This is a genomic window from Sediminibacillus massiliensis, from assembly GCF_900156915.1.
Taxonomy (GTDB): Bacteria; Bacillota; Bacilli; order Bacillales; family Amphibacillaceae; genus Sediminibacillus_A; species Sediminibacillus_A massiliensis.
In genome coordinates, this window is record NZ_LT732535.1 from 2,199,825 (window position 1) to 2,222,334 (window position 22,510).

Consider the following 22,510-nt stretch of genomic DNA (forward strand, 5'->3'; position numbering starts at 1 on the left):
GTCTGTTTGGACCAAAAGTATTCAATGAACTTCATTAAAACCAATGATGAAACTTGATAATTAACCAATAATTTTATGTTAAGTTTCTTAACATAAAAAGTCAATAAACTTCTAACAATTGTCATATCAGTATTTTTAGAACCTGCTATTGGAATGAAAAGAGCTAAATAATGATAAAAAAAATCAATTAGAACCAAAAATAAGCAAAAAAACTATTGTCTATTTTGACAATATGCATTTCACCAAGACAATCCTTCAACTTTTGCCAGCGGACTTGTTTATAGGTTATACTGATACCCATAGAAAGACGGGAGTTCTTCCGGAATCAAAAGTAGAGGAATGATGGAGATGGAACAATTAACCAGAGTTCAAGCTTTCCAGGAATTATTTAATTTAGTAGTTTATTATTCAGAGAATCGTGACCAGCCAGTCGATCCTGACTTCGACTTTTTCGAAAATGTAAAGTATTACTGCGAACAACTAGACTTGGATTATGAGGAGTTCAAAAGCACTTTCGAATTGGAGCAGCTTTAAGCAGTAACTGGACAAAAACCCCATGCTGGAAGGAAGCTTCCTAGAGCGACTCAATAATATGAGAAAAGAAAAAACACCCTCAAATCGAGATAACTTCCTCATTTGAAGGTGTTTTTGCTATGTTTAAAATATGTTGATCAATTCCACTAATCCCAAGTACCCAAAGACTAAAACACAGCCAGCCAAAACCGTATTCGCCACCCAGCCATTTTTAAGCGGTTTTTCAACACGATTGGAATTTAACAGCCACATCAACGTAATCGCCAAAAACGGCATAAAAAACGCACCGAGGGCACCGTATAAAATGACAAGGAACACTGGCTTGCCGGTAAACAATAAAATCATCGGCGGAAAGGTCAACCATAAAAGATATGCACGATAAGCCGGATCCTTTTCTGTTACTTTATGATTATTTCTCCCTCTGACAATCCTGATGAAATCGGCGAATAAATAAGGTACTCCATTCCATACACCTAATAAAGAAGAAAAGGCAGCACACCATGCACCAATCAGGAACATCCAGCGGGCGAGCTCACCGAATTGATCACTGAACATATTGGAAAGCGTTACGAGGCCTTCTTCTCCATCAATTTCAATGCCCGTACCATATAAAAATTCTGCCCCAATAACAAGAAGCGATACGGTAAAAATGGCTGTAATCGTGTAGCCTACAGCAGAGTCTAATTTCATCATCGGAAGCCATTTTCGACCTTCCCACTTATTTTCCCGGATCCAGTAACCATAGGAAGCCATGGTAATGGTTCCGCCTACTCCACCTAACAACCCCAACACGAGCAATAATGAACCATCCCCTGTCCTCGGCACAAATCCGCTTAGAATATTTCCGATACTAGGAAACAGAATGACTGCCGATCCGACGACCGTAATAAACATGATTCCAATCATCACGGTCATGACACGTTCAAATAGCTTGTACCTTCCTGTTAAAACAAGCAGCATTCCCGCAATTCCGTGAATGATCGCCCACGCCCACAGCGGCATAATGGGAAACATCGTCACCATCATGATCGCACTGGTGGACATTGCAGCTGCTCCATAACTTAATCCCCAAAGAATCGAGTAAACTCCAAAGTACCCTGTTGCCCATTTCCCGAGTGAGTGAAAGCCCTCAAGGATCGTGCGACCGGTCGCAAGCTGCCAGCGTCCCATTCCTTCTGTAAAGAAGAATTTAAAGATGGCACCTAACACAATTGCCCAGATCAAAGTCGTCCCGAAACTAACCCCAGCTACCAGTGCGGCAATCAAGTCTCCTGTCCCCACACCTGTGGCAGCGGTTACAAAACCTGGTCCAACAGCTTTTAGTTTACCAATAAACGTAGCGGGTGGAACTGGTGTAAATGACTTCTGCCCATGAAAACCTTGTTCTGTCGCTTTTTCTTCCATTTCGCGCCCCCTCCTTCATATAAGTGGATACAAGATTATGTAAAATAACATAAATCCATTATAAAATGTTTTGATAATTCTAAACAATCATTATCCATGCATGGAGGATTTTCGCTACTTTTGTACTAGGAAGGCGGAAAATAGCATCTAGTAGAATTCTAATCCACCAACCTATAAGTTAGTAGAGTTGGTGGATTATTTGGTTAGGATTATTACTCGGCCAATAGTTTGTATGAAACGTTAAATTATACACAATTAGGATAAACTAAGAACCCGCTACTCCCTTCAAAACATTCGTTACCTGCCTGGTAGTCTCAAATAATAAATCCTCCACATTATCAATGCATTCCTCTAGCGTTTTCGGTCCTGAAACAATTGAAAAACACCCAACAAATAGCTCATTTAACTTTGATAAATCACCATCAAGGCTTCCGGAAAGTAGAATTGTCGGTTTGTTGCTCTCTTTACCAATCTTGGCTACATGTCCAGGCGCTTTTCCATACAAGGTCTGCCTGTCACTTTGACCTTCTCCAGTGAAAATAAAGTCTGCGTCCTGTATGGCTTCCCGTAAACCAATTGTTTCTGCCACCAAATCAGCTCCCGATTGCAGTTCCCCTCCAAGTGCCAATAAGGCAAAGCCGAGTCCGCCAGCAGCCCCTGCCCCTTTTTTGTTCATCACCTGTTTATCAAAGGCCTTCTCCACTAGAGGGCCATATTTCTCAAGTGCTTGATCATAATCGATTATCCTTGAGCCATTGGCTCCCTTTTGCATTCCATAAACATGGCTTGCCCCATTTGTTCCGGTTAATGGATTATCTACATCAGATGCAATTTTGATGTTCACATTTTCCAGTCGTTTATCGAGGGAACGTATGTCTATTTTATTTACAGAAAACAGGCTTTCCCCGTAAATACCGACTTCCCGGCCGGTTGCACTCCACGCTTTCATGCCAAGTGCCTGCAGCATCCCCAGTCCGCCATCGTTCGTCGCACTTCCGCCAAGAGTAACGATAATCGTATGGTTACCTCTGTCTAATGCATCCAGAATCGCTTCTCCGATTCCATAGGTAGTTGTTAAATCCGGATTTTTATTTTGTTCCGAAAGAAGCTGCAAACCGGCTATATTGGCTGTTTCGATTACGGCTGTTTTATCCGGCAACTCCACATACCAGCTTTGTGATTCCTCACCAAGCGGACCTTTACAATCGATGGAGATTTTTTTACCTGCTGTTGCCTTTAACAAAGCATCCAGTGTCCCTTCCCCGCCATCTGCCATTGGCTTTACGATCGTTTCGATGTTTGAGTCAATGGAATGAACAGCATCTGCCATTACCTCAGATACCCTTATAGAAGAGAGGCTTCCTTTATATGAATCAGGTGCCAATACTATTTTCATGTCTCCACTCCTTCTTATGAAAAAATAGTGCCTGAGAAACCTTTGCACGTTTCGCAGGCACCATTCCTCTTATCGTTTGATTAAAAGGCTTTGTGTTTGATTAGATTTAACCTTTGTTTCAACAGAGCTCTTTGTAACCTCTATTGAAGCTTGCTTTTCCTCATTCAAGTTTGTTTGGTAAACTTCCTGATAATTGTCCGGCAATGTAAAGGCAGCCTGCACCTGATGGTCAGTCGGATTGAACGTACGCAGGATGAGCCCGTCTTCCTGTTCCGCTTTTTTCAGGGTACTTAGCACGACTTCCGAACTTTGTTCTTTTAATAATCGATAAGAAGTCGGTGTTTTCACCTCAGACGCATTCAACTTCATGGCGTTATGCGGAATTTTATTATACGTATGAACAGGGGTTACATATTCTTTCGCTTCTCTGCCCACATTTGCCTCTAGAGTAGAACCTTCGTGAAGTAGCAGCCCGAACTCCAGTTTTAATTTGCCAAGCATTTGCGAATCAGGAGTCGGCAGCTTAATACCTGAAGGACGTCCCGGTCTCCGTTCCAGTTCCGCTTTCCCCAGAACACCAATACTGCGGAAAAGGGTAATGGCAATAGTTTCATAATTATCGCCGATGATTTGATATTCACGTGTACTGTTCGTCAACACGCTTACTCCATAATCATCATTCGATAAGCCGACAAAGTTCAGCATTGGATAGATGGTGTCAGGGCGTTCGCTCCAGTTTTCTTCCTTCCAGACATCTAATGCAGGATCATAAACATTTCTCTCTATATAGCCAAATTGATTGTCGGCTGTTGATAAATCGGAAGCAATGCCTGTTGGTATGAGTGCACGGAGCCGGTGGTCTTTGGCATGGTTATCCAATTCACAGTCCACTTCAATAACCTTTTTATGGTTCGGTATCCGGATTTGGAAGTGAACCCCGACTTTGCTGTTTCTTTTATTCTGTTTCCGGCTCTCAAGGTCTTCCGGAACATCCAAATCATAGCTGATATCAATGAATCCTTCCGACTTATTTTGACTGACAGATACTTGAGCTTCTACATCACCGCTAAGAATCGGTTGTTCATTTTTCAATGGAGAATAGTCATATTCATCCCCATCATCACCGCTGTTCTCTAACAGAAGGACTTCGTCAAACTGTTGATCCGTCTGCTTATCTTTGATGGTTAACGTACCATTTTTATTTATTTTTATCTGATAGAAATCAGTATCGATCATATCAACGAAGTTTCTATCCAGTGTCTGTTTCGTCTCCTCTTGCTCGACCACAAAGAAAGTCTTGTAACCCATGGCAGGTACCGATTCTTTCCACTGAATTTGGTACTTGATAAATGGATCATAGTTGCCATAGTGGACAATTTGCCGGTCAATCAGCCCTGGATCGATTTCTTCTTGATGGAGAATGTCAAAATCAGCCTCTTCTCCATTTTCGTCGATTAATTGGAAGGATTTATATTTGGAAATGACTTCTGTCGTAATAACTTCTTCCCGTTCGTATGGAAGGAAGTTAAATACGGTCAACCTGTCGTCATCCCCGTCTGTTTCCATTGCATCCACGATTTTTCGTTTATAAAATTCGATCAGTTGATCGGTCTTTTCTTCAGCGATAAACAATCGGCTGGCAATTTCCTGATGGACCTTGTCAGAGCAGCAGCAGCCAATACTGTCATGTGCATGATTTTTCATGATTTCTTTCCAAATCAATTCAATCAGCCCATGATGGTATTCAAAGCCTAAATCATATGCCATGGAGGCAAGCGGCTCCAAAATGCTTGTCAGTTTGTTTTCTACACGGGTATTCGCCGCTTTGATATCCATACGGGTCGAAAAAATACTGCGGTGGACTCGCATATATTTCCCATCTATAAACTCTCCGGATAATGCCGGAAGATTTTCTTGCTTTTCTATTTCAGCTAACACATTTTCATATCTACTCAGGAAAAATTCACGATCTGGGTAAAGCTTTCTCAGCTTTTCCATGATGGTATAAATATTTTTCTGAATCGGCATTTGATCATGGCCGTTCGGGACAAGCAAATGATCGGTTGTCGCTCCCCGGTCCAGTACGGAAAAATACTTTTCCATTCTTTTTTGGAGTGCCTCTTCATCTTCCGGAAGGTATTTTCCAATTGCGTATCCTAGCGGCAGTAATTGGACCAGCACTTTGGAACCATCATCGGATTCCCAATAAAATTCGGTTTTATCTGTGCCGTGCCGTTCGGAAGTTCCTCTCCAAAAGATGGAGTATTCGATATCAAAACCATTCAGAATTTGCGGCATTTGCGCACTCTGTCCAAAAGAATCGGGAAGGTAGCCGATCATCATCGGGCTCCCGAATTCTTTACTGTCTTTTATGCCGTAAAGAAGATTTCGGACAATCGATTCTCCACCGACAACCATTTCGTCCGTTTGCGTGTACCAAGGTCCGATAATAAGCTTCCCTTGCTGGACCAATTTCTTCACACGTTCCCGGTTTTCCGGCTTCACCGCGAAATAATCTTCCAAAATAGACGTTTGTCCATCTAGTACATAGTAGGGATAATCAGGATCGTTCTCTAGACGATCCATGATCTCCTCCATATTGTTCACAAGCAAAATACGTGATTCCTCTGTGGAAAAATACCATTCCCGGTCCCAGTGCATATGGGGTACGATGTGTACTTGTTTCATGACTTCCCCTCCTCGATTATGATTGATTCGTAGCTGTTTGCATTTGTGCTTTTTCTTGTTCCTCAACGGTGTTAGTCTGTTTCTTCAGTTTGTTTTTTCTCGTCAAGATCAGGAGAACCATGGAAATAAATGCTCCGATCAGTGCTGCTCCAAACCATACACTCGCTGCCACAATTAAGGCGGGTCCTTCTAACAATGCAAGGGAGAAAATACCTGCACCCGGAACATTCAATCCGATATCAAAATATGCGACAATTCCACCGGTAACGGCTGATCCGGCAATCAAGGATGGGATCACGCGCAGTGGGTCATTAATCATGAACGGAATGGCACCTTCTGTAATTCCTGCCAATCCTAACAGCCAAGTTTGCTTTCCGACCTCTTGTTCAGGCTTCGTAAAATACTTTTTACCGATAATCGTGGCGCCTGTTACACCAAAAGCAGACACCATCTTAACAGAAGCAAATGCAGCATATGGCATGATGTTCCCACTGGCCATCGCCCCAATACAGAACGTGTATGCCGCTTTGTTTACAGGTCCGCCCAGGTCAAAGGAAACCATTGCTCCAAGAATCGCTCCTAGTAGGATTGCATTACCACCAGACAAGCCTTCCAGCCAGCCGATCAAACCGTTGTTCACGGCTGCTAATGGTTCACCAACGACAAACAACATGATACATCCGACAGACAGGGTACCTAATACCGGGTAAAGCCAAAAGCTGACAAACCCGGAGAAAGTTCCTTTTGTCTGTACTTTTTGTCTAAGAAACTTAATGATATAACCGGCTAGGAAACCCCCAAGCATACCACCTAAAAAACCGCTTCCAATCAAGTTGGCACAAATACCGGCTGCAAATCCAGGTCCTAATGCCGGTTTATCTGAGATGGAATAGGCCATGTAAGCAGACAATATCGGAACCATTAACGTACCAAGCATGTTGCCGCCTAACTGACGCAGCAGCCATAGCCATGAACCTTCTGTATCATAAACCTCTTGGAGGCCAAAAGCCTGTGACACAAGGACAGCGAAAGCCAGTGTCATTCCCCCGGCCACGATGATTGGAATAATATAAGAAATTCCAGTCATGATGGAATCTTTAATCTCTGCTTTGAAAGGCTTCTTTTCAGAACCATCGTCGTCCGGTTCTTCGTCTGTAACTATTTCCTCACGTTCAGGTGCGTGTTTCGATTTTTCCAACGCTTCCTGCATCAGTCCATCTGCGTTCTTTAAAGGAGCTGCTACCGAAGTCGTTATGCTCGGCAAACGGGAAAATCTCTGTTTGTCTTTCACCGCCACGTCTGCAGCGAAAATCACTGCATCTGCGTTCGACAATTGGGACTTCGTAAAACGATCTTCTATCCCGTTGGCCCCCTGTTTTTCGACAAGTACTTCAACGCCCAAGTCGTTACCAGCTCGGACAAGCGCTTCAGCAGCCATATACGTATGGGCAATACCGGCTGGACATGCCGTAATGGCTAGTACCGTCTTTCCGGAAGAAGGGGCTTTTTTCTCCTCCTCCACTTTCTCTTCACCATCTAACGCTTGATACAATTCTTCGTTCGATGTTGCTTTTAACAGCCTGTCCTTATAAGCCGGATCAGCCATTCGCGTCATCAATTCCGACAGCAAGGAAAGGTGTGTGGATCCGGCCTCTGCCTCAGGTATAGCTAAAAGAATAATGAGTTCTACTTTATTGTTTTCATCTATGCTCTCCCAATCTTCCAAAGGAGTGTTCAAAGTCGCAACCGCGAAAGATGCTTCCTTAACAGCTGTCGACTTGCCGTGCGGAATAGCCAGACCGCCTTCAAATCCGGTAGCAGATAAGGCTTCCCGGTCCATGACGGCTTGATAGAATTCTTTTTTCGAGTCCAACTTACCTGCTTCCCATAACTGATTGATTAAATATTGAATCGCTTTATCCTTGGATTCAAAAGTAAGATTCGTATTAATCAAGTCAGTTGAGGTCAGATGTTGTAGTCTCATGTGTCTTCCCCCTTCATGGTTGTATTTCTTACCTTGACCTCATCCTAGCACACCACAGGAAAGCGTTTGCTTTTATTCGTATATTTACACGGACACCCGTCCAGAAAGCGTTATCATGTGTATTTATACACATCTATGTTTTTTGCCAGAAAGTATCAGACAGCATTTGCAGCATCAGCATAACCGGTGTCTTATCCGAAACATTATAATTCTCCAGCTTTTTCTTAGGGGAATAAAAATAAAGATTCATGTCTGCTTTTTTTTGTAAGAAATTACGACTGAAATGGGTCAAGGAAATGACAGGCACTTGTTTTTCCTTAGCCAAGTCTGCCATTTCCAATACCTGTTGTGTTTCACCAGACATACTAATAAGAAACAGAACATCCTGGCTGCTGGCATGGTTCATTGCATAAACAGCATCATGACGGTGAAGGAAATATTCTGCAGATTTACCGCCGATCTTCAGGTGGGTGGATAAAATTTCACAAAATGGCAATGTATCTCCTACTCCAAAGACATATATACGCCTTGCCTCGTGAAGTTTATTGGAAACCTGCTGAAGCATAGTATGATCCACCAGTTCGATGGACCGTTTTAAATTGTACTCAACATTGGTTTCCTGTATCGGATCGGATTCCTGCACTTCTTCTTTCAAACTGTTCTTAAGTTGAGAAAATCCATCATAGCCGAGCTTTTTCGACAACCTGGTAATGGTATTGGGAACGGTAAATAAATTGCGCGCCAGCGACTGGATAGACATCCCTGTTACTTCCTGCTTATTTTCAACAATATAGTCAATAATCTGATCATCTGTATCATTTAATTTATATTCATATTTGTGTGCCCGTTCTTTTAAATTCATGTTCTTCCTCCCTTTGCTTTCACTACAAACTACAGCATTCAACAAAAAAAGCCTTTTCATTATAATATACATTAATAAAAAGGGGATAATCATTTATCTGTTTATGGATTGAAAATATTGTGGAAAATATATTTGTGGGAATAGCCAATGAAATAAGAAGCTGTTTGTAAAACAATACACCCTACGGAACAGAGACCTTATAACATGAAAATCCCGCCAAGCCAAAGCCTAGCGGGTCAAACAATTAATCTTTACTAAGTATATACCTAGTATATACTTTATCTTCTATTTCCAGTAAATTATCAGACAATCTGTTTGCAAAAGATGTCATTCGAAACCTTCTTAAACTCTTTAAAATCATTTATTACTTTTGGATTTAAGAATGTTTCCTGCCGGCTCATACACAACGACTTCAATTCAATTAGCCTTGATACGCAACACCATACCTTGAGTAACTGACTGTCTGAAATTATCAGAGTCCATTTTCATCTTAAGTCGATAGATTCCGCACAAACTATGGATTTCGTTTTATAATCATGTCTGCAATATGATTTTTCCTTGTTCTATTCGTATCTACAATTGCTGCCAGGATATTATTTGAAACATCCTTATTGTTAGCCAGAAATTGCTTCGTATCTTTAGGGAGACAATATCCTCCATAACCAAATGAAAGATTATTGTAGTGGCTACCGACGGGGATCCACTCCAACTCCATCAATAATTTGTTTCATATTTAAAGCCTCTAGTTTCACCATATATGAACGAACAAGTTTTGAACTTTTAACAAAACGATTGATGATCCATCTTTAAAAAGTAACAAGGGAAATCGTTTATTATCAACTGTAAAACCCAAAACAATTGACGGTTAGTAAGTAGTTTATATCTGCTAGCGAATATTCTTTTTCTTCTTCCATAACTGCCTCCAGTTTCTAAAAATCATTTATACCCCAATCCTACTTCTCTATTATCCATTAAAAATAATAATGTTAAACTCCAAATTTTTTACCAATCTTTTATATTGTAACTAATATCGTAAAAAGACTGCTAATTGGTTGAACAGTCTTTGTTTGATAGAATATTCTTTTTGATTTTGTTACTTTTCAATCCATTTGGGTGACTTGATAAATAATGATTTATCATATATCTGCTTGTTTATTAAAATTTCACATTTAATCCAAAAGCAATGTCTGATAAATCAACAAAAGCATAATCTGTTTTATACAATCTTACTTTTAAAGGTTGATTTGATATGACAACAGGAACATTAACGATTTCTGTTAGGGATTGTCTACTATATACTACAACAGATGGGTTATTAGCAAATATTCCAGTAGCCTTAAAAGTTATTTCTCCTGTTTTTTTATTAAAAGTAGGAGCTTCTGTTCCCAATAAATAAGACCAACTAACAACCTTGCCATTTGAACTTGCCACTATATCTGTTCCATTGTATTGAATAACAAGGTTGAATTCTTGGCCTCTTTCATTATGTGCTGCTTTATTTACTTTAGGGAACATTCTTAAACTAGTTTCTTTAAATGTCCCATTTTTTTTATGAAATCCATTTCTATACAAAAAATGATCAATTTCAATATTATAGCAAGTGGAATCAAAATCAAAGTCAAGTGGCAGAGTAACGTTACTGTATTGAGTAAAGTTAGTATCTTTGGCAGATAATACTTTTCCTTCTTCTACCAAACCATATATACCATCTATTTTAATATTCCTGCTATGTTCTCCCTTAATTAGAGTTTGAGCATAATGACGTACTCCAATTGAATTAATTGTAATATTACTGCAATTATTTAATCTGGCAAGCAATCCTTCTACATTTTCTAAGTAAGGATTTTCAATCATGGCACTATTAACATGCTCAAAATCTACTAACTTGAAATCTTTACAAAGATGCATCCCTTTTCCAGCTACTAGTATATCTTTTACCTTAAATGACTCTCCTTTTCTTGCTTTCACACCATATTCACATGTTCTTGCCATGTCATATCCTGTCAGATTTTCAAAAGTTGAAACGTCTCCTCGCTGTATCTCAAGCCATCCCGTTCCCATATGTCTAAAATGTAACCTTCTATATACAGATTGATCACAGTAGTTATCGGTACTATTAACAAAGTCGGGTTGCTCTACACCTTTGGCTAATTTCCAAAAAAGACAATTCTCTAAAGTAATACTTGTCCGATACATTTTTATGGCTGATATAGCCCTTGTTGACGCAGAAATTTTGGGATAAGTGGCATCATTTGTTCCTGTGCCATAAAAAGCTATTCCAGAAATTTTAAGATTGCGATACACTGATGGTTTTGGTAATACAATTTCTTGTAATTGAGTATGATTGGTAACAAATATACTCCCTTTATTTTTCTTTATAAATCTAGCCACATGTTTAGACTTAGAATTAAATAAATCAGAAAACAAAGGCGTCAATCCCATAATTGTCAATGGAGAATAAATATCGTCCTCATCATACTCATCCATATGAGTATATATAGAACCAACAATTTCATAATCATTAGGAGGGACAATTAAAGTCCCGCCACCATTGGTCATAATATATTTGATTGCTTCTTGAAAAGCCGGCGTCCAATCCCAGCCATTTGAAGTGGCTACCTTATAACTTTCATATTCCAGAATACTTACAAAGCCAGCAGTTCTTTTTTTAATTTTCATTAATTTATCAACTGAGTCTTGTTCTTTCCCAAAAAAGGTTTCCCCCTCTGTTTCTTCAAAAATTGACAGGCTGTCCTCCTTCTTAAATGTGTAACCAAAAAAGAAAACTAATATCCAAAGTAATAAATTAGATAAAAAGTTTCTGCGCTTCATGAGCATCGCCTCTCTAAAACTATATTTGACGTACTTATATTAAGTATTAGTTTATTGAGTACTATGAAGTACTTTTAGGAATATGGTTTCATAACCTCCATCACTATAAACCTTCCTCCTGTTTAAGAAGAAGCACATTGCCATATTTATATGTACTTCTTCTTATCTGCTAAATTATAAAATTAGTAAAATCAAGTGGACATTATTCAACGCTAAGAAGCATTTAATAAATAAAGTCCTATTAGTGTATTTCATATACTATAGCTGCTCGAACCTCATAGAAATAGTAAGAGCCATCTCTGCTATTATCTTTCACATGCACAATAATCTCATACTTCCCTGGTATCTCAGGAGTCCAGCTTATGATTCCATTGCTTCCATACTCTTGCAAGAGAGATAATTCTCCCTGTTCATTCCGCACAAAAAATCGGTATTCCGGAGTGTTGCTCCCTGTTGAAGTAGCTGTTAGTTCAATAGGTGTTCCGGCTTTTTCTGGGCTTGGACTGCTTAAATCTAGTAATAGGGATTTTACTTTACCATTCACTTCAAAATTAGCTTCTGGTCCAGAATCATAGACACCTGAAGAGTTTTTCGCACTATCTTGTAAAAACCAGTGATCAATGGTCCATATACCTGCTTCATCACTGGATGTCACAGTGTACCTACCAATCCATAAGCCTGTTGAGATATCATACTCCATATTCATGAAAAGGTATCGATTATTTGATGGGTTTTCATATATTGCTTCCACATGGGTAACGGTAGATTTCGCATCAGTGACTTTCGCCTTTACTTCCACTGTGTCTCCTACATGTACTATTTTGGGTGTCACTTCTACTTCTTCAAGAAGAGGGCCCTCTCCGTCTGCTAAAATACTATCTGGAAATAACAGAAACAAGACACTTACCAAAGAAAAGATATAGATATGTATTTTTTTCAATTTTATTCTCTCCATATGTTAAATACCCCAACGTACTTAACGCTGGGGTATTTACTTATAATAAAAGTTATTTAAGTTAAACCTCAATTAGATCAATAATTTCTTCCCATTCCATAGCAAAGCGCAAAATATCTTCTTCAATTAATTCGCTTCCTGTTTGTACCTCAATGATTTCCATATCAGTAGTGGCTTTTATAGCATGTTTAGATGCTAAAGGAATTTCGATTACATCCCCTGCACGAACATGAGTTAGCTGACCGTTAAGTACAAATACTCCTTCACCTTTTATAACTGTCCACACCTCACTCCGCTTATAGTGCATTTGATAGCTTAGGTTCTTTCCTGCACTAATACCAATACGTTTAGTTAATACCTCACTACCCTCTTTGTACTTAGTATACTCTAGTACTCTATACCAGCCCCATCTACGTTCTTCATACATGGGCCGATCATTATCATTATTTATATACTCTTTAACTTTAGGGCTTGACTTTTTATCAGTAATCAATATTCCATCAGGACTTGCAGCAATGACTGCATTCTCTATACCCAATAGAGTAATAGGGATGTCTAGTTCATTTACAATATGAGAATTCTTTACTTCTTTGTCAATGACACCTTTTCCCGTTACATTATAGGCAATTTCTTCAGTTAGTGTATTCCATGTCCCTAAATCTTTCCAATACCCATCATAAGATAAAGCTACAATATGCTTTGCCTTTTCAACGATTTCATAATCGAAACTATTCTTTGGAAGACTATCATACTGATTTAACAATTCTTCATACTGAATAGGAAGGCCTTTTTCTACTAAAAGATTGATAATATATTCTAGTTTAAAAGCAAAAACTCCACAGTTCCATAAAGCATTATTTTTAATCAAAGTTTTTGCTTCCTGTTCTTCCGGCTTTTCTTTAAATGTATCTACTGTTATATATTCATTACTTTCAATATCATTTCGAGGAACAATATAACCATACTTTTCAGAAGGAAAAGTAGGTGTTACACCTATTAATGCCAAGTCAGCATTTGAATTTACCAGCACCTTTTCTAAATCTTTAACCCTACTAAAAAAGCGGTCTTCAACGTATGGGTCAACTGGAAGCATTCCCACTACTTCATTTAAACTACATCCTTGAATAGAATACAAGTAAACTGCAGCTAAAGCAATTGCCGGGAATGTATCACGTCTTTCAGGTTCTGTTACAATCGATACCTCAGAACTTAACTGGCTATTTATCATTTCAACCTGCAACTTACTGGTTGCAATCACAGAATTATTAGCTAAATTATTTTTCTCTAGCTGTCGCCATACCCGTTGAACCATAGATTCTTTATTACCATCTTCATCACTTAAAACTTTCAAAAATTGTTTTGATCTAGAATCATTTGATAATGGCCAAAGACGCTTACCTGAACCACCTGACAATAGAACTAACCTCAGTTTAATCACTTCCTAGCTTATTATTCTTTAAAGAACCTTACTAAGATGCCCAAATTAAATAATGTGGGCTTAGATAAAGTTTTTGTTTCTCGACAACTCGACTTAACCTTTTTTGCTCTTTATCAGTTTAAAATCTTTCATAACATTTTTAAATATAAAGAAACAGAGCGATAACTGTACAAGTAACATTACTACACTATACATTACATTATTTTCAAAGGTGTATAATAGATAGAAAAATAAAATAGTTATGCTGCATGATAATAGGGTAATCATTAAGTAAGAGAAATTTTTGTTATTCTTAGTTCTTTTAACCTCTTTTACATTATTCTTTACTCCTATATAAAAAAGCATCGTAATCAGTGCCTCTGTTAGCAATGTTGCTATTATAACACCATATAAACCGTAATAATTCGCAAACAGAATTGTAGTAATAATATTGAATAAGGCACCTATACCTTGATAATAGGCTTTCTTTGATACATGCTTTTCAGTTACAAGTAAACTTCCCATATTATTACTTAAAAGACGCAAAGGTATAGTTAAAGAAAGTAGCACCAGTAACATGCTTGACAATGTATATTTATTACCAAACAAGAGAGGAACCGCATAAGTGGAAAGACCAGCAAGAAAGCTCATCATTATTATTCCAAGAAGAATAGAAATTCTGGAACCTAAGTTAAAAATAAAGCTTATTTTACTGTTATCCTTTCCAATCCATCTATGAACCTTAGGAATTAAGTATGATTGGTAAAAGGTAGTTGGGAATAAGTAAATTACATTCATAACCGAAAATGCTACATAATAAATACCGGAATCTATATCCCCAAGCACAGCATTCACAATATAAACATTTCCCTGAAAATATACCATATAGAATAGAGAAGCAGCTGAAAAGGGTATCATATAAATAAATGTTGATTTAATAGACTTATTGTTGAGTTGTAAAATTAACGCTTCATCTTTTTCTTTATGCCCTTTTAAATTGACTTCGAACTTCCACATTCTCCTTATTAGATAACAGTACACTAATGTTAAGAGAATAGAAGAAATTGCATAACCAATTGCCACATGATATATTGATTTATCAAAAAGACAAACTACTACAACACTTAGAAATCTAAAAAGATGGAGAAGAGATTTTAATACTGCTAACTTACTATATTTTTCCTCTAATTGATATACCGCTTCAGCTATGTTAGAAAGTCCTCGGCTTATAATAATAGTGAAGAAGAGGATTGAAAAACTTTTAGTCATTTCGGAGATATCCGTTAAAAGTGTTATTATAAGACCAAGTATAATAGATACTATTATTGCAATTATATTAATATTGATGGTGGGCTTAACCCATCTTAGTGCTTGCCATCCTTCTTTCCCAAAATTTCTAAGCCAGTTCTGCCCAGCTCCTAATGCAGCGAAGGAACCTAGTATAGTTGTTAACGTTAAAGCAGTAGATAAAGCTCCATACTCCTTCACATCAAAAAAGCGGGCCATAATTAGTTGCGTAACAAAGCCCAAGAATACTGCAATTAATTGTGATATCCATAAAAAAGAAACATCTTTTACTGCACGATTATTTTTTCTTTTGTTCTTAATACTCATAAAATCTCCAGTCTTAAGCGTCTGCAAATACAGAATTTGAAAAAATTTCAATTTTTTCATTATTAGCATTGTTAACGTAATACTCTATTTTAGGGGAATAATTATATACATAACATTTTCTTTTAAAATGTTTTGCTGCGACAGCAACATGTAGCCTGGATGTCAAGATAACTTGACTTTTCTGTAACACCTTTAATTTTTCTTCATACAACTTACTCTCCATATAGTTGACCTGTACATCCTTGTAAGATTTTAATAAGGATAGTAAATCTTGTCCAACTTTCTTGTCAAAATAGGAATCAGTATCGATGATAGTAATAGTTTTCAAATTATACTTTTCAAATAAACGAACAGATAGCTGAGCTACTTTTTTTAAATCATTACCTATTGTTGTTTGAGTGTATCTCTCTAAGTTTCTCCATGCAACAACTAATCCTGTTGCAGCACTTTCTTGGTTAAGACCTGTATAGCTTGCGAGTAGACTATCTGCCGGATCTTCCACTAGTTCAATTTTATCCAAATTATTTTTTTTCCATGATTTTGCTAAATCATATGAATGTCTATCTCTAAATGATAAATATTCTGATGAATTTATTAAAAACTTTGTTTTTAGCATTCTGGATGTTCTTTTAAGGTTGCCGATACCTATACCGATATAAGCTATTTTTTTGCGGATAAGTTTCGCAAATGACATAAATTTAAAAAAGCCATCCCCATCTTCGTCAGTAAAACATGTTCCTCCACCAAAAATTATTAAAGAACTTTTTTTAGTTGCTTTTTGGAATGTTTTAAACTTTTCTAACTTATTTTCTCCCCATTGGTGGACGTTCACACTATTATCTAGCCATGGAATTTCACCAAATGCTATTACATTAACTTTTAGATTATACTGCTGAAAAGTATCAGTAATATTCTTTAACATTAAATCATCGCCAAAATTATTCCTTCCATAGTACCCTATTAAAGTTACTTCTTTTGTTTGTTTTAAAATGGTATCTAATCTGTCAGTAATAATTTTTCTCACTCCAATTATTTTTAAATTCCCAGTATATTTTTGAGGATACTATACAATTAATAGCGAAAAAGATAAATGTTTGATTTTTATACCCAGACCATCCAGTAAAATTGTAAACACACAAAACTGCCATGAAAGATAACACACATAATGCCATTATTGCATGTTTAAAATTCCCTTTAAATATAACCGTAATCATTTTAAAAATTACTGTCATTAATAGTAGTAAATAAGCCAGGAAAAATAATATTCCACCCTCTACCAAATTAAGAAGGTAAAGATTATGAACAGGGTTGCTATATTCAAAACCCTCGCCTAATTTTGAAACTACATCAGTATAATTATTCAATCCTATTCCAAAGAAAATAGTTTTTAGATTATCGGTAAAAATATCTAAGCTCATTTGACTTAAATAACTTCTATAGTAGATTTGATATATAAAATCCGAATCTCCAAATCTATTATATAAAGAATCAAACGCGATGATGATACATGCTGTCAAAGCTATAAATCCAGTAGCAATCGTATAATAAAGCCTTTTAACAGGGTATCCATTTCTTTTTCTGATATAAAGACTACCTATTATGAGGATTAAAAAATTTGCTAGAAGCAAAACCATTGAAGTTCTAGCATTAGTTAAAATAACCGTAGATAAACTTAGAAATATAGTAAATAAGATGATCATATTATTTGAATTAGATAAATTTAAATAAGAAGAAAAAATAAAAGTAAATACTAAAACTATAAATAATCCTAAGACACCTGGATGCTCTAAAGTACCACTCATTCCTCGCTCACTTATACTTACTAAACTAGTTGCTCTAAATGGCTCACTACTCTCTCCAAGAATTTCCAAACCCACTGCTCTTCCAGTAAATATTTGTATTACACCAATTAAAAATTGAAAAATGACAATAAACACTGCTGAAGAAATAAGAGACTTCCATATCTTTTCTAAACTTAGTGTAGAAAATGAATAAAACAGCAGTAATATAAAGAAAAGTCTTAATAATGGATAAAAAGAAGCTAACTTGTTTTCACCTAATAACAAAGAAACAAGACCAAATATACCCATTAGAGCAAATAAAATAAATTCTAATGTTATTTTAAACTCGTTGTTGGAACTGTGAAATTTTCTACTTAATAAAGAAGCTAAAAACCACACTATGATAATTACATAAAACTGATTTATCACAACAGCCGCTCTTAAGCCAGTAGGATGATTAGCAGAATAACCATATTCTCCTTGACTTATTAAGGGAACTTCAATGTTGAATGACAATGTCAAAAACAAAAGTAGACCTAATACAGGTATTAAGCCATAGTATATTACTATAATTGCTAATAAAGTAGATAGTAAAGAAAATAGTACAAGGAATAATCCGAGATTATAACCGAACAAGTCAATTTGTTCCGAAACTACACTTACTATCCCAATTACTACACTTATTATAAAAATCAAAAAAACTTTTGAAGTTTGTTTTAATACATCATTGCTGTACATCACTGCCTCCTTGAATCAGAGAATTAACATGAGTGAGGCTAACTATTTCGAAGTTTTAGCTTTAGTATTTAAATAAAATATTTTTTATATTTTTTAAATGCACATCAAAATAGAAATGAATTTATAATGACTCTTTATAAGCTAATACAACAAACTCACTTATGCAGGATAATTTGTTCGTATTATAAAAAAGATTGATCCACTAAATTTAAAATGTAAGTCCCTATGTTACTTAAATGGAATCAATGATCTCTTTTATTCCCCTTGCCTTTTCTTTCCAGTTATCTTTCTTTTCTTTCTTAAATAACTTCATTTGTTCTTCTAACTCTTTTTTGTTAGCGAGACCTTCTTTTATTCCCTTTGCTATATCATTAGCATTGTTGTCCACAAATATGGTTCCTTTACTAAACAACTTTCTCAATGTATTAGTATTTGACAAAACCATTGCTTTTTCATATCCAACACCTTCAACTGCCACACTCAACTGAATATAATCGTAAAGTGTTAAGCCTAACATCAAGTCAGCTTTAACAACTAAATCCTTATATTCTTCGTTGGAAACCCATCCTGTGAATTTAACATTACTAGGTATGTCATTTTCTGTTAAAGAATGTTTTCTTAACTTTTCACCACTAATATTTCCGGTTATAAGGATATCGGTGTCGGGGATTTGTTTAGCTGCATTTAATAATTCCTGTACAGGTTCATCATCTTTAAACGATGCTGGGAATAAAACTATTTCTCTGTCCGTATCTAGAATTACTCTTTCATTATTTAAATCTGGATCAGGCAAATTATCTTCTAATATAAAAATTTTAGATTCATCTAATATCTTCATTGAGAGCACTTGCTGATAGATATCTTCATTATGCACAATTATTAAATTTGAACACTTATTTATTATTTTTTTTGCAAATGGGAAATTAAGCCAAGGATCTCTAAATTGCCCATTGTGACAATCAGATACCACCACAGTATTAGGATAGAATAATTTATAAATGTAAACTGCAAAAAGTATAACAGAAGGAGGTATTTGTACCCAAACTGTATGTGGCTTATGACGAAATAATATCTGAATAGTTTTAGAGAGCTTTATTAAGTAATCAATAAGTATCAATTTTTTTTTCTTTATTCCAGACATTATATAAAAAGGTTTGTAATCAAAGTCTTGTTCCATAGAATTTACTCTAGCTTGAGACTGATGCCATATTAAAAAAATATTTTTTACTTTACTCATTATATTCCCCTTAAAAAATACTACTAATATATTTGTTTATGTCTTCAGAAATATTTACACCATTATCAAATTCATAACTGACATTGGGATTCTCTCTTACTCGTTGAATCGCTGTTGTTAAGTCATCAATGTTATACACAGGTTCTATTAACATTTTTTCTTCAAAGAGATTTGCAATTTCAATTTGATGATCATCAACATGTTCTTTAAACTTTTTTTGTCTAGGAACTACGATTGGCTTCTTACTATTTTTAACACTACTAATTATAGAACCCGTTCCTCCATGAGTTATTATAACTTTACTCTCAAGTATATATCTGTTCATTTCTTCTGGTGTAATATAACTATGCAGTTTTATATTTTTAACATTGTAGTTGAATTCACCAACTTGAGCTACAATATTTTCTTTTAATATTCCATTATCCACTAAGTTATCTAGCGTATTAATTAATCTATCAAACCGAAACTTTTGTGTTCCTAAAGTTACAAAGATCAATATAGAGTCCCCCTATAAACAGCTGTTTCATAATGTTTAAGCATCTTTTCAGATTGAACATATGTTTTATTTATAACCTTCAATTTATATAACAACTTTCCAGTTATAGTAGGAGAATCAACTTTTGCAAAACTTTCTATAAAGATCACCTTGCAGTTAATAAGCTTTGAGAAAACACATAAAGGGATCACTACTCCTGCACCAGTAGTAATGATTACGTTAGGTCTTTCCTTTGCGAGAATAAAAATTGCATTAAAGATATTAAATAAGAATTTAAAAATAAAAGCTTTTTGCTTTCTATCTTGCTGAATAAAGTAATACTTCTTCTTGTTCTTCAATAAATTCTTCGAAGTTTCGCTTTTTTCACTAACCCAAAAAGTATCATAGTTTCCTGACAACTCTTCTAGTTGTAACAACTGTGTTAAATGTCCCCCTGTCGAACTAGCAAGACACAGTTTCACTTTTCCCATAATATTTCGCCCTTCTTTTAAATGATTAGTATGTTGAGTTTTTAATACGCATCCTTAGAACCAAATAGTACTAATACAGTTTTAAATATCAGCTTGAAATCTATAACCATATTTCTTTTACGAATATACTTTAAATCTAACTCAACCCACTCATCAAATCCTATATTGCTTCTCCCGCTCACTTGCCAGTAACAGGTTAGGCCTGGAACGACCTTTAGCCTTTGCTTTTGATAACTCGTATATTGAGCAACTTCATTGGGTAGCGGTGGTCTCGGTCCAACAAGACTCATCTCACCTCTTAATACATTAAATAATTGTGGCAATTCATCAATACTAGTCTTTCTTATAAATTTCCCTATATTGGTAATCCTTGGATCATCTTTAATTTTGAAGACAGGACCTTCCGCTTCATTCTGTTCCATTAACGAAGCCTTTAATTCTTCAGCATTGGAAACCATCGACCGAAATTTATACATTGAAAATTTCTTACCATCTTTGCCAATGCGTACCTGACTAAATAGAACTGGACCCTTTTCATCTTCCACTTTTATCATTAGTGCAATAATGATAAACAGAGGAGAAAGGATAACTATTCCTAGAACAGCAGCTATGATATCAATCATTCTTTTCATAGCTAAGTAAAATTTACTATCACTTACCTGCACTTGCTGAAGTGGTATTTCTCTATTCTTTTGTATTACTGTGCTTTTGTTAGAAGTTGACACTGGCAATAGTTCACCAACTTTCTAAAAGATTAAAAGTTATATTGTCACTTTGCTAAAATTATTGTTTAATGAAGGTCTACCAATAGAATGATATTCTACCCGATGTTCTCTCATTGTTTCTATGCTAAAACAATTTCTTCCATCAATAACCAGAGGATATTTCATTGTGGTAAAAAGTTTAGGATTTACACCTTTTATTTCATCCCATTCAGTTAAAATAAGAACAGCGTCACTATTTTGAACAGCTTCTGCTACATTTTCTGTATATTGAACTTTATCGTTTAAAAGTGTTTTAGCATTTTCTGTAGCAATTGGATCAAAAGCAACTACTTCTGCACCGCTCTTTACCAATTCCTCTGTAATAACTAAAGAAGCGGCTTCCCGCATATCGTCAGTGTTAGGCTTAAACGCCAAACCTAAGACGGCAATTTTCTTTCCTTCTATTAAAGGCAGACGATCGGCCAACTTATCCAGCAGCAAAGCCTGCTGTTTTTTATTAACATTTACTACACCTTTTAATAATTCAAAGTCATACTCTACGTTACCAGCAATTTGAATTAATGCTTTTGTATCTTTTGGAAAACAGGAACCGCCATATCCAATACCGGCATTTAAGAATTTGTCGCCAATCCGCTTATCCATTCCCATTCCTTTTGCTACATCTTCCACATTAGCGTCTACACGCTCACAAATGTTAGAAATTTCATTAATGAAACTAATCTTAGTAGCAAGGAAAGCATTGGAAGCATACTTAATCATTTCTGCACTTCTAATGTCTGTTCTAAACACAGGGACACCAAATGGCTGATTAATATCTTCTATTATATTAGCAGCTTCTACGCTGTCTGCTCCGACCACAATTCGATCACCATTAAAAGAATCATAGATAGCAGAACCCTCTTTTAAGAATTCAGGATTAGATACGACTTCCACATTCACATTCTGAACTAGATTCACATTGATAATCTGTTTGATTTTATGATTCGTGCCTACTGGAACTGTGCTCTTTGTAACTACTACGGTATCTTGTTTGATATGAGTTGCTATGTCCTTTGCAACCCGTTCTACAAATACTAAGTTGGCAGAACCATCTTCTTTTTCCGGGGTTCCTACCGCTATGTAGATCACATCAGCATCTTCAAATCCTTCTTCATGACTATTGGTAAAATACAGCCGATTTGCTTCTAAATTTTTCATCATTAATTCATCAAGGCCTGGTTCGTAAATAGGAGAAATCCCTTTCCTCATCTTTTCCACCTTTGCTTGGTCAATATCAATACACGTAACAGTATGGCCAATTTCAGATAGGCTGACACCAGTAACTAAACCGACATAACCTGTTCCTACAACTGCAATTTTCATTTTTTTGACCTCCAC

Annotated in this window: 17 protein-coding genes and 1 pseudogene; 1 reads left to right on the forward strand and 17 read right to left on the reverse strand. The window is 36.2% G+C overall.

The genetic code is table 11. The features are described 5' to 3' along the window. The first annotated feature begins 348 nt into the window (after window positions 1–348). Complete coding sequence (locus tag CZ434_RS11815) at window positions 349–534, forward strand: hypothetical protein (protein WP_077623329.1); 186 nt, start codon at window positions 349–351, stop codon at window positions 532–534. 123 nt (window positions 535–657) lie between these two features. On the opposite strand, the gene CZ434_RS11820 is transcribed toward CZ434_RS11815, so the two are convergent. From CZ434_RS11820 to CZ434_RS11900, 17 genes and pseudogenes are all read right to left on the reverse strand, one after another. After that, window positions 658–1,938: an Nramp family divalent metal transporter gene (locus tag CZ434_RS11820; RefSeq protein WP_179107253.1), complete on the reverse strand. Its 1,281-nt coding sequence runs from the start codon at window positions 1,936–1,938 to the stop codon at window positions 658–660. A gap of 265 nt (window positions 1,939–2,203) precedes the next feature. Beyond that, on the reverse strand, window positions 2,204–3,334 hold the full coding sequence (locus CZ434_RS11825; RefSeq protein ID WP_077623330.1) for a glycerate kinase: 1,131 nt from the start codon (window positions 3,332–3,334) through the stop codon (window positions 2,204–2,206). 69 nt (window positions 3,335–3,403) lie between these two features. Continuing rightward, window positions 3,404–6,022 (reverse strand): mannosylglycerate hydrolase, encoded by a 2,619-nt coding sequence (gene mngB, locus CZ434_RS11830; RefSeq protein ID WP_077623331.1) that lies wholly within the window; start codon window positions 6,020–6,022, stop codon window positions 3,404–3,406. A 16-nt stretch (window positions 6,023–6,038) separates the two neighbouring features. Then, the gene (mngA, locus tag CZ434_RS11835) at window positions 6,039–8,006 is read right to left on the reverse strand and encodes a PTS 2-O-a-mannosyl-D-glycerate transporter subunit IIABC (RefSeq protein ID WP_077623332.1); all 1,968 of its coding nucleotides are present in this window, start codon (window positions 8,004–8,006) and stop codon (window positions 6,039–6,041) included. 133 nt (window positions 8,007–8,139) lie between these two features. Further along, on the reverse strand, window positions 8,140–8,868 hold the full coding sequence (locus tag CZ434_RS11840) for a MurR/RpiR family transcriptional regulator (RefSeq protein WP_179107254.1): 729 nt from the start codon (window positions 8,866–8,868) through the stop codon (window positions 8,140–8,142). A gap of 244 nt (window positions 8,869–9,112) precedes the next feature. After that, window positions 9,113–9,605, reverse strand: a pseudogene (locus CZ434_RS22740) (UDP-glucose 6-dehydrogenase family protein); the annotation flags it as partial. A 418-nt stretch (window positions 9,606–10,023) separates the two neighbouring features. Then, a complete protein-coding gene (locus CZ434_RS11850) occupies window positions 10,024–11,700 on the reverse strand; it encodes a hypothetical protein (protein ID WP_077623334.1) in 1,677 nt (558 codons plus the stop codon). 241 nt (window positions 11,701–11,941) lie between these two features. Continuing rightward, window positions 11,942–12,640 carry a triple tyrosine motif-containing protein gene (locus CZ434_RS11855; protein ID WP_179107255.1) on the reverse strand — a complete coding sequence of 233 codons (699 nt, stop codon included), beginning with the start codon at window positions 12,638–12,640 and terminating at the stop codon, window positions 11,942–11,944. A gap of 76 nt (window positions 12,641–12,716) precedes the next feature. After that, window positions 12,717–14,084, reverse strand: a complete 1,368-nt coding sequence (locus CZ434_RS11860) for a sugar phosphate nucleotidyltransferase (protein WP_077625170.1) — start codon at window positions 14,082–14,084, stop codon at window positions 12,717–12,719. Window positions 14,085–14,186: 102 nt separating this feature from the next. Then, complete coding sequence (locus CZ434_RS11865; RefSeq protein WP_179107256.1) at window positions 14,187–15,686, reverse strand: oligosaccharide flippase family protein; 1,500 nt, start codon at window positions 15,684–15,686, stop codon at window positions 14,187–14,189. A 13-nt stretch (window positions 15,687–15,699) separates the two neighbouring features. Continuing rightward, window positions 15,700–16,710, reverse strand: coding sequence for a polysaccharide pyruvyl transferase family protein (locus CZ434_RS11870; protein WP_077623337.1), 1,011 nt, complete (start codon window positions 16,708–16,710; stop codon window positions 15,700–15,702). Then, window positions 16,691–18,205, reverse strand: a complete 1,515-nt coding sequence (locus CZ434_RS11875) for an O-antigen ligase family protein (protein WP_077623338.1) — start codon at window positions 18,203–18,205, stop codon at window positions 16,691–16,693. Before CZ434_RS11875 ends, CZ434_RS11870 begins: the two co-directional genes overlap by 20 nt. Window positions 18,206–18,437: 232 nt before the next feature. After that, on the reverse strand, window positions 18,438–19,442 hold the full coding sequence (locus tag CZ434_RS11880; RefSeq protein ID WP_077623339.1) for a glycosyltransferase: 1,005 nt from the start codon (window positions 19,440–19,442) through the stop codon (window positions 18,438–18,440). Between the two features lie 10 nt (window positions 19,443–19,452). Continuing rightward, entirely contained in the window at window positions 19,453–19,938 is a 486-nt protein-coding gene (pssE, locus tag CZ434_RS11885) for a PssE/Cps14G family polysaccharide biosynthesis glycosyltransferase (protein ID WP_077623340.1), read from the reverse strand. Further along, the gene (pssD, locus tag CZ434_RS11890; RefSeq protein WP_077623341.1) at window positions 19,935–20,408 is read right to left on the reverse strand and encodes a PssD/Cps14F family polysaccharide biosynthesis glycosyltransferase; all 474 of its coding nucleotides are present in this window, start codon (window positions 20,406–20,408) and stop codon (window positions 19,935–19,937) included. The genes pssE and pssD overlap by 4 nt, the downstream gene beginning before the upstream one ends. 41 nt (window positions 20,409–20,449) lie before the next feature. Continuing rightward, entirely contained in the window at window positions 20,450–21,106 is a 657-nt protein-coding gene (locus CZ434_RS11895) for a sugar transferase (RefSeq protein WP_245831069.1), read from the reverse strand. Window positions 21,107–21,169: 63 nt separating this feature from the next. Further along, window positions 21,170–22,495, reverse strand: a complete 1,326-nt coding sequence (locus tag CZ434_RS11900) for a UDP-glucose dehydrogenase family protein (protein ID WP_077623343.1) — start codon at window positions 22,493–22,495, stop codon at window positions 21,170–21,172. Window positions 22,496–22,510 lie beyond the last annotated feature (15 nt).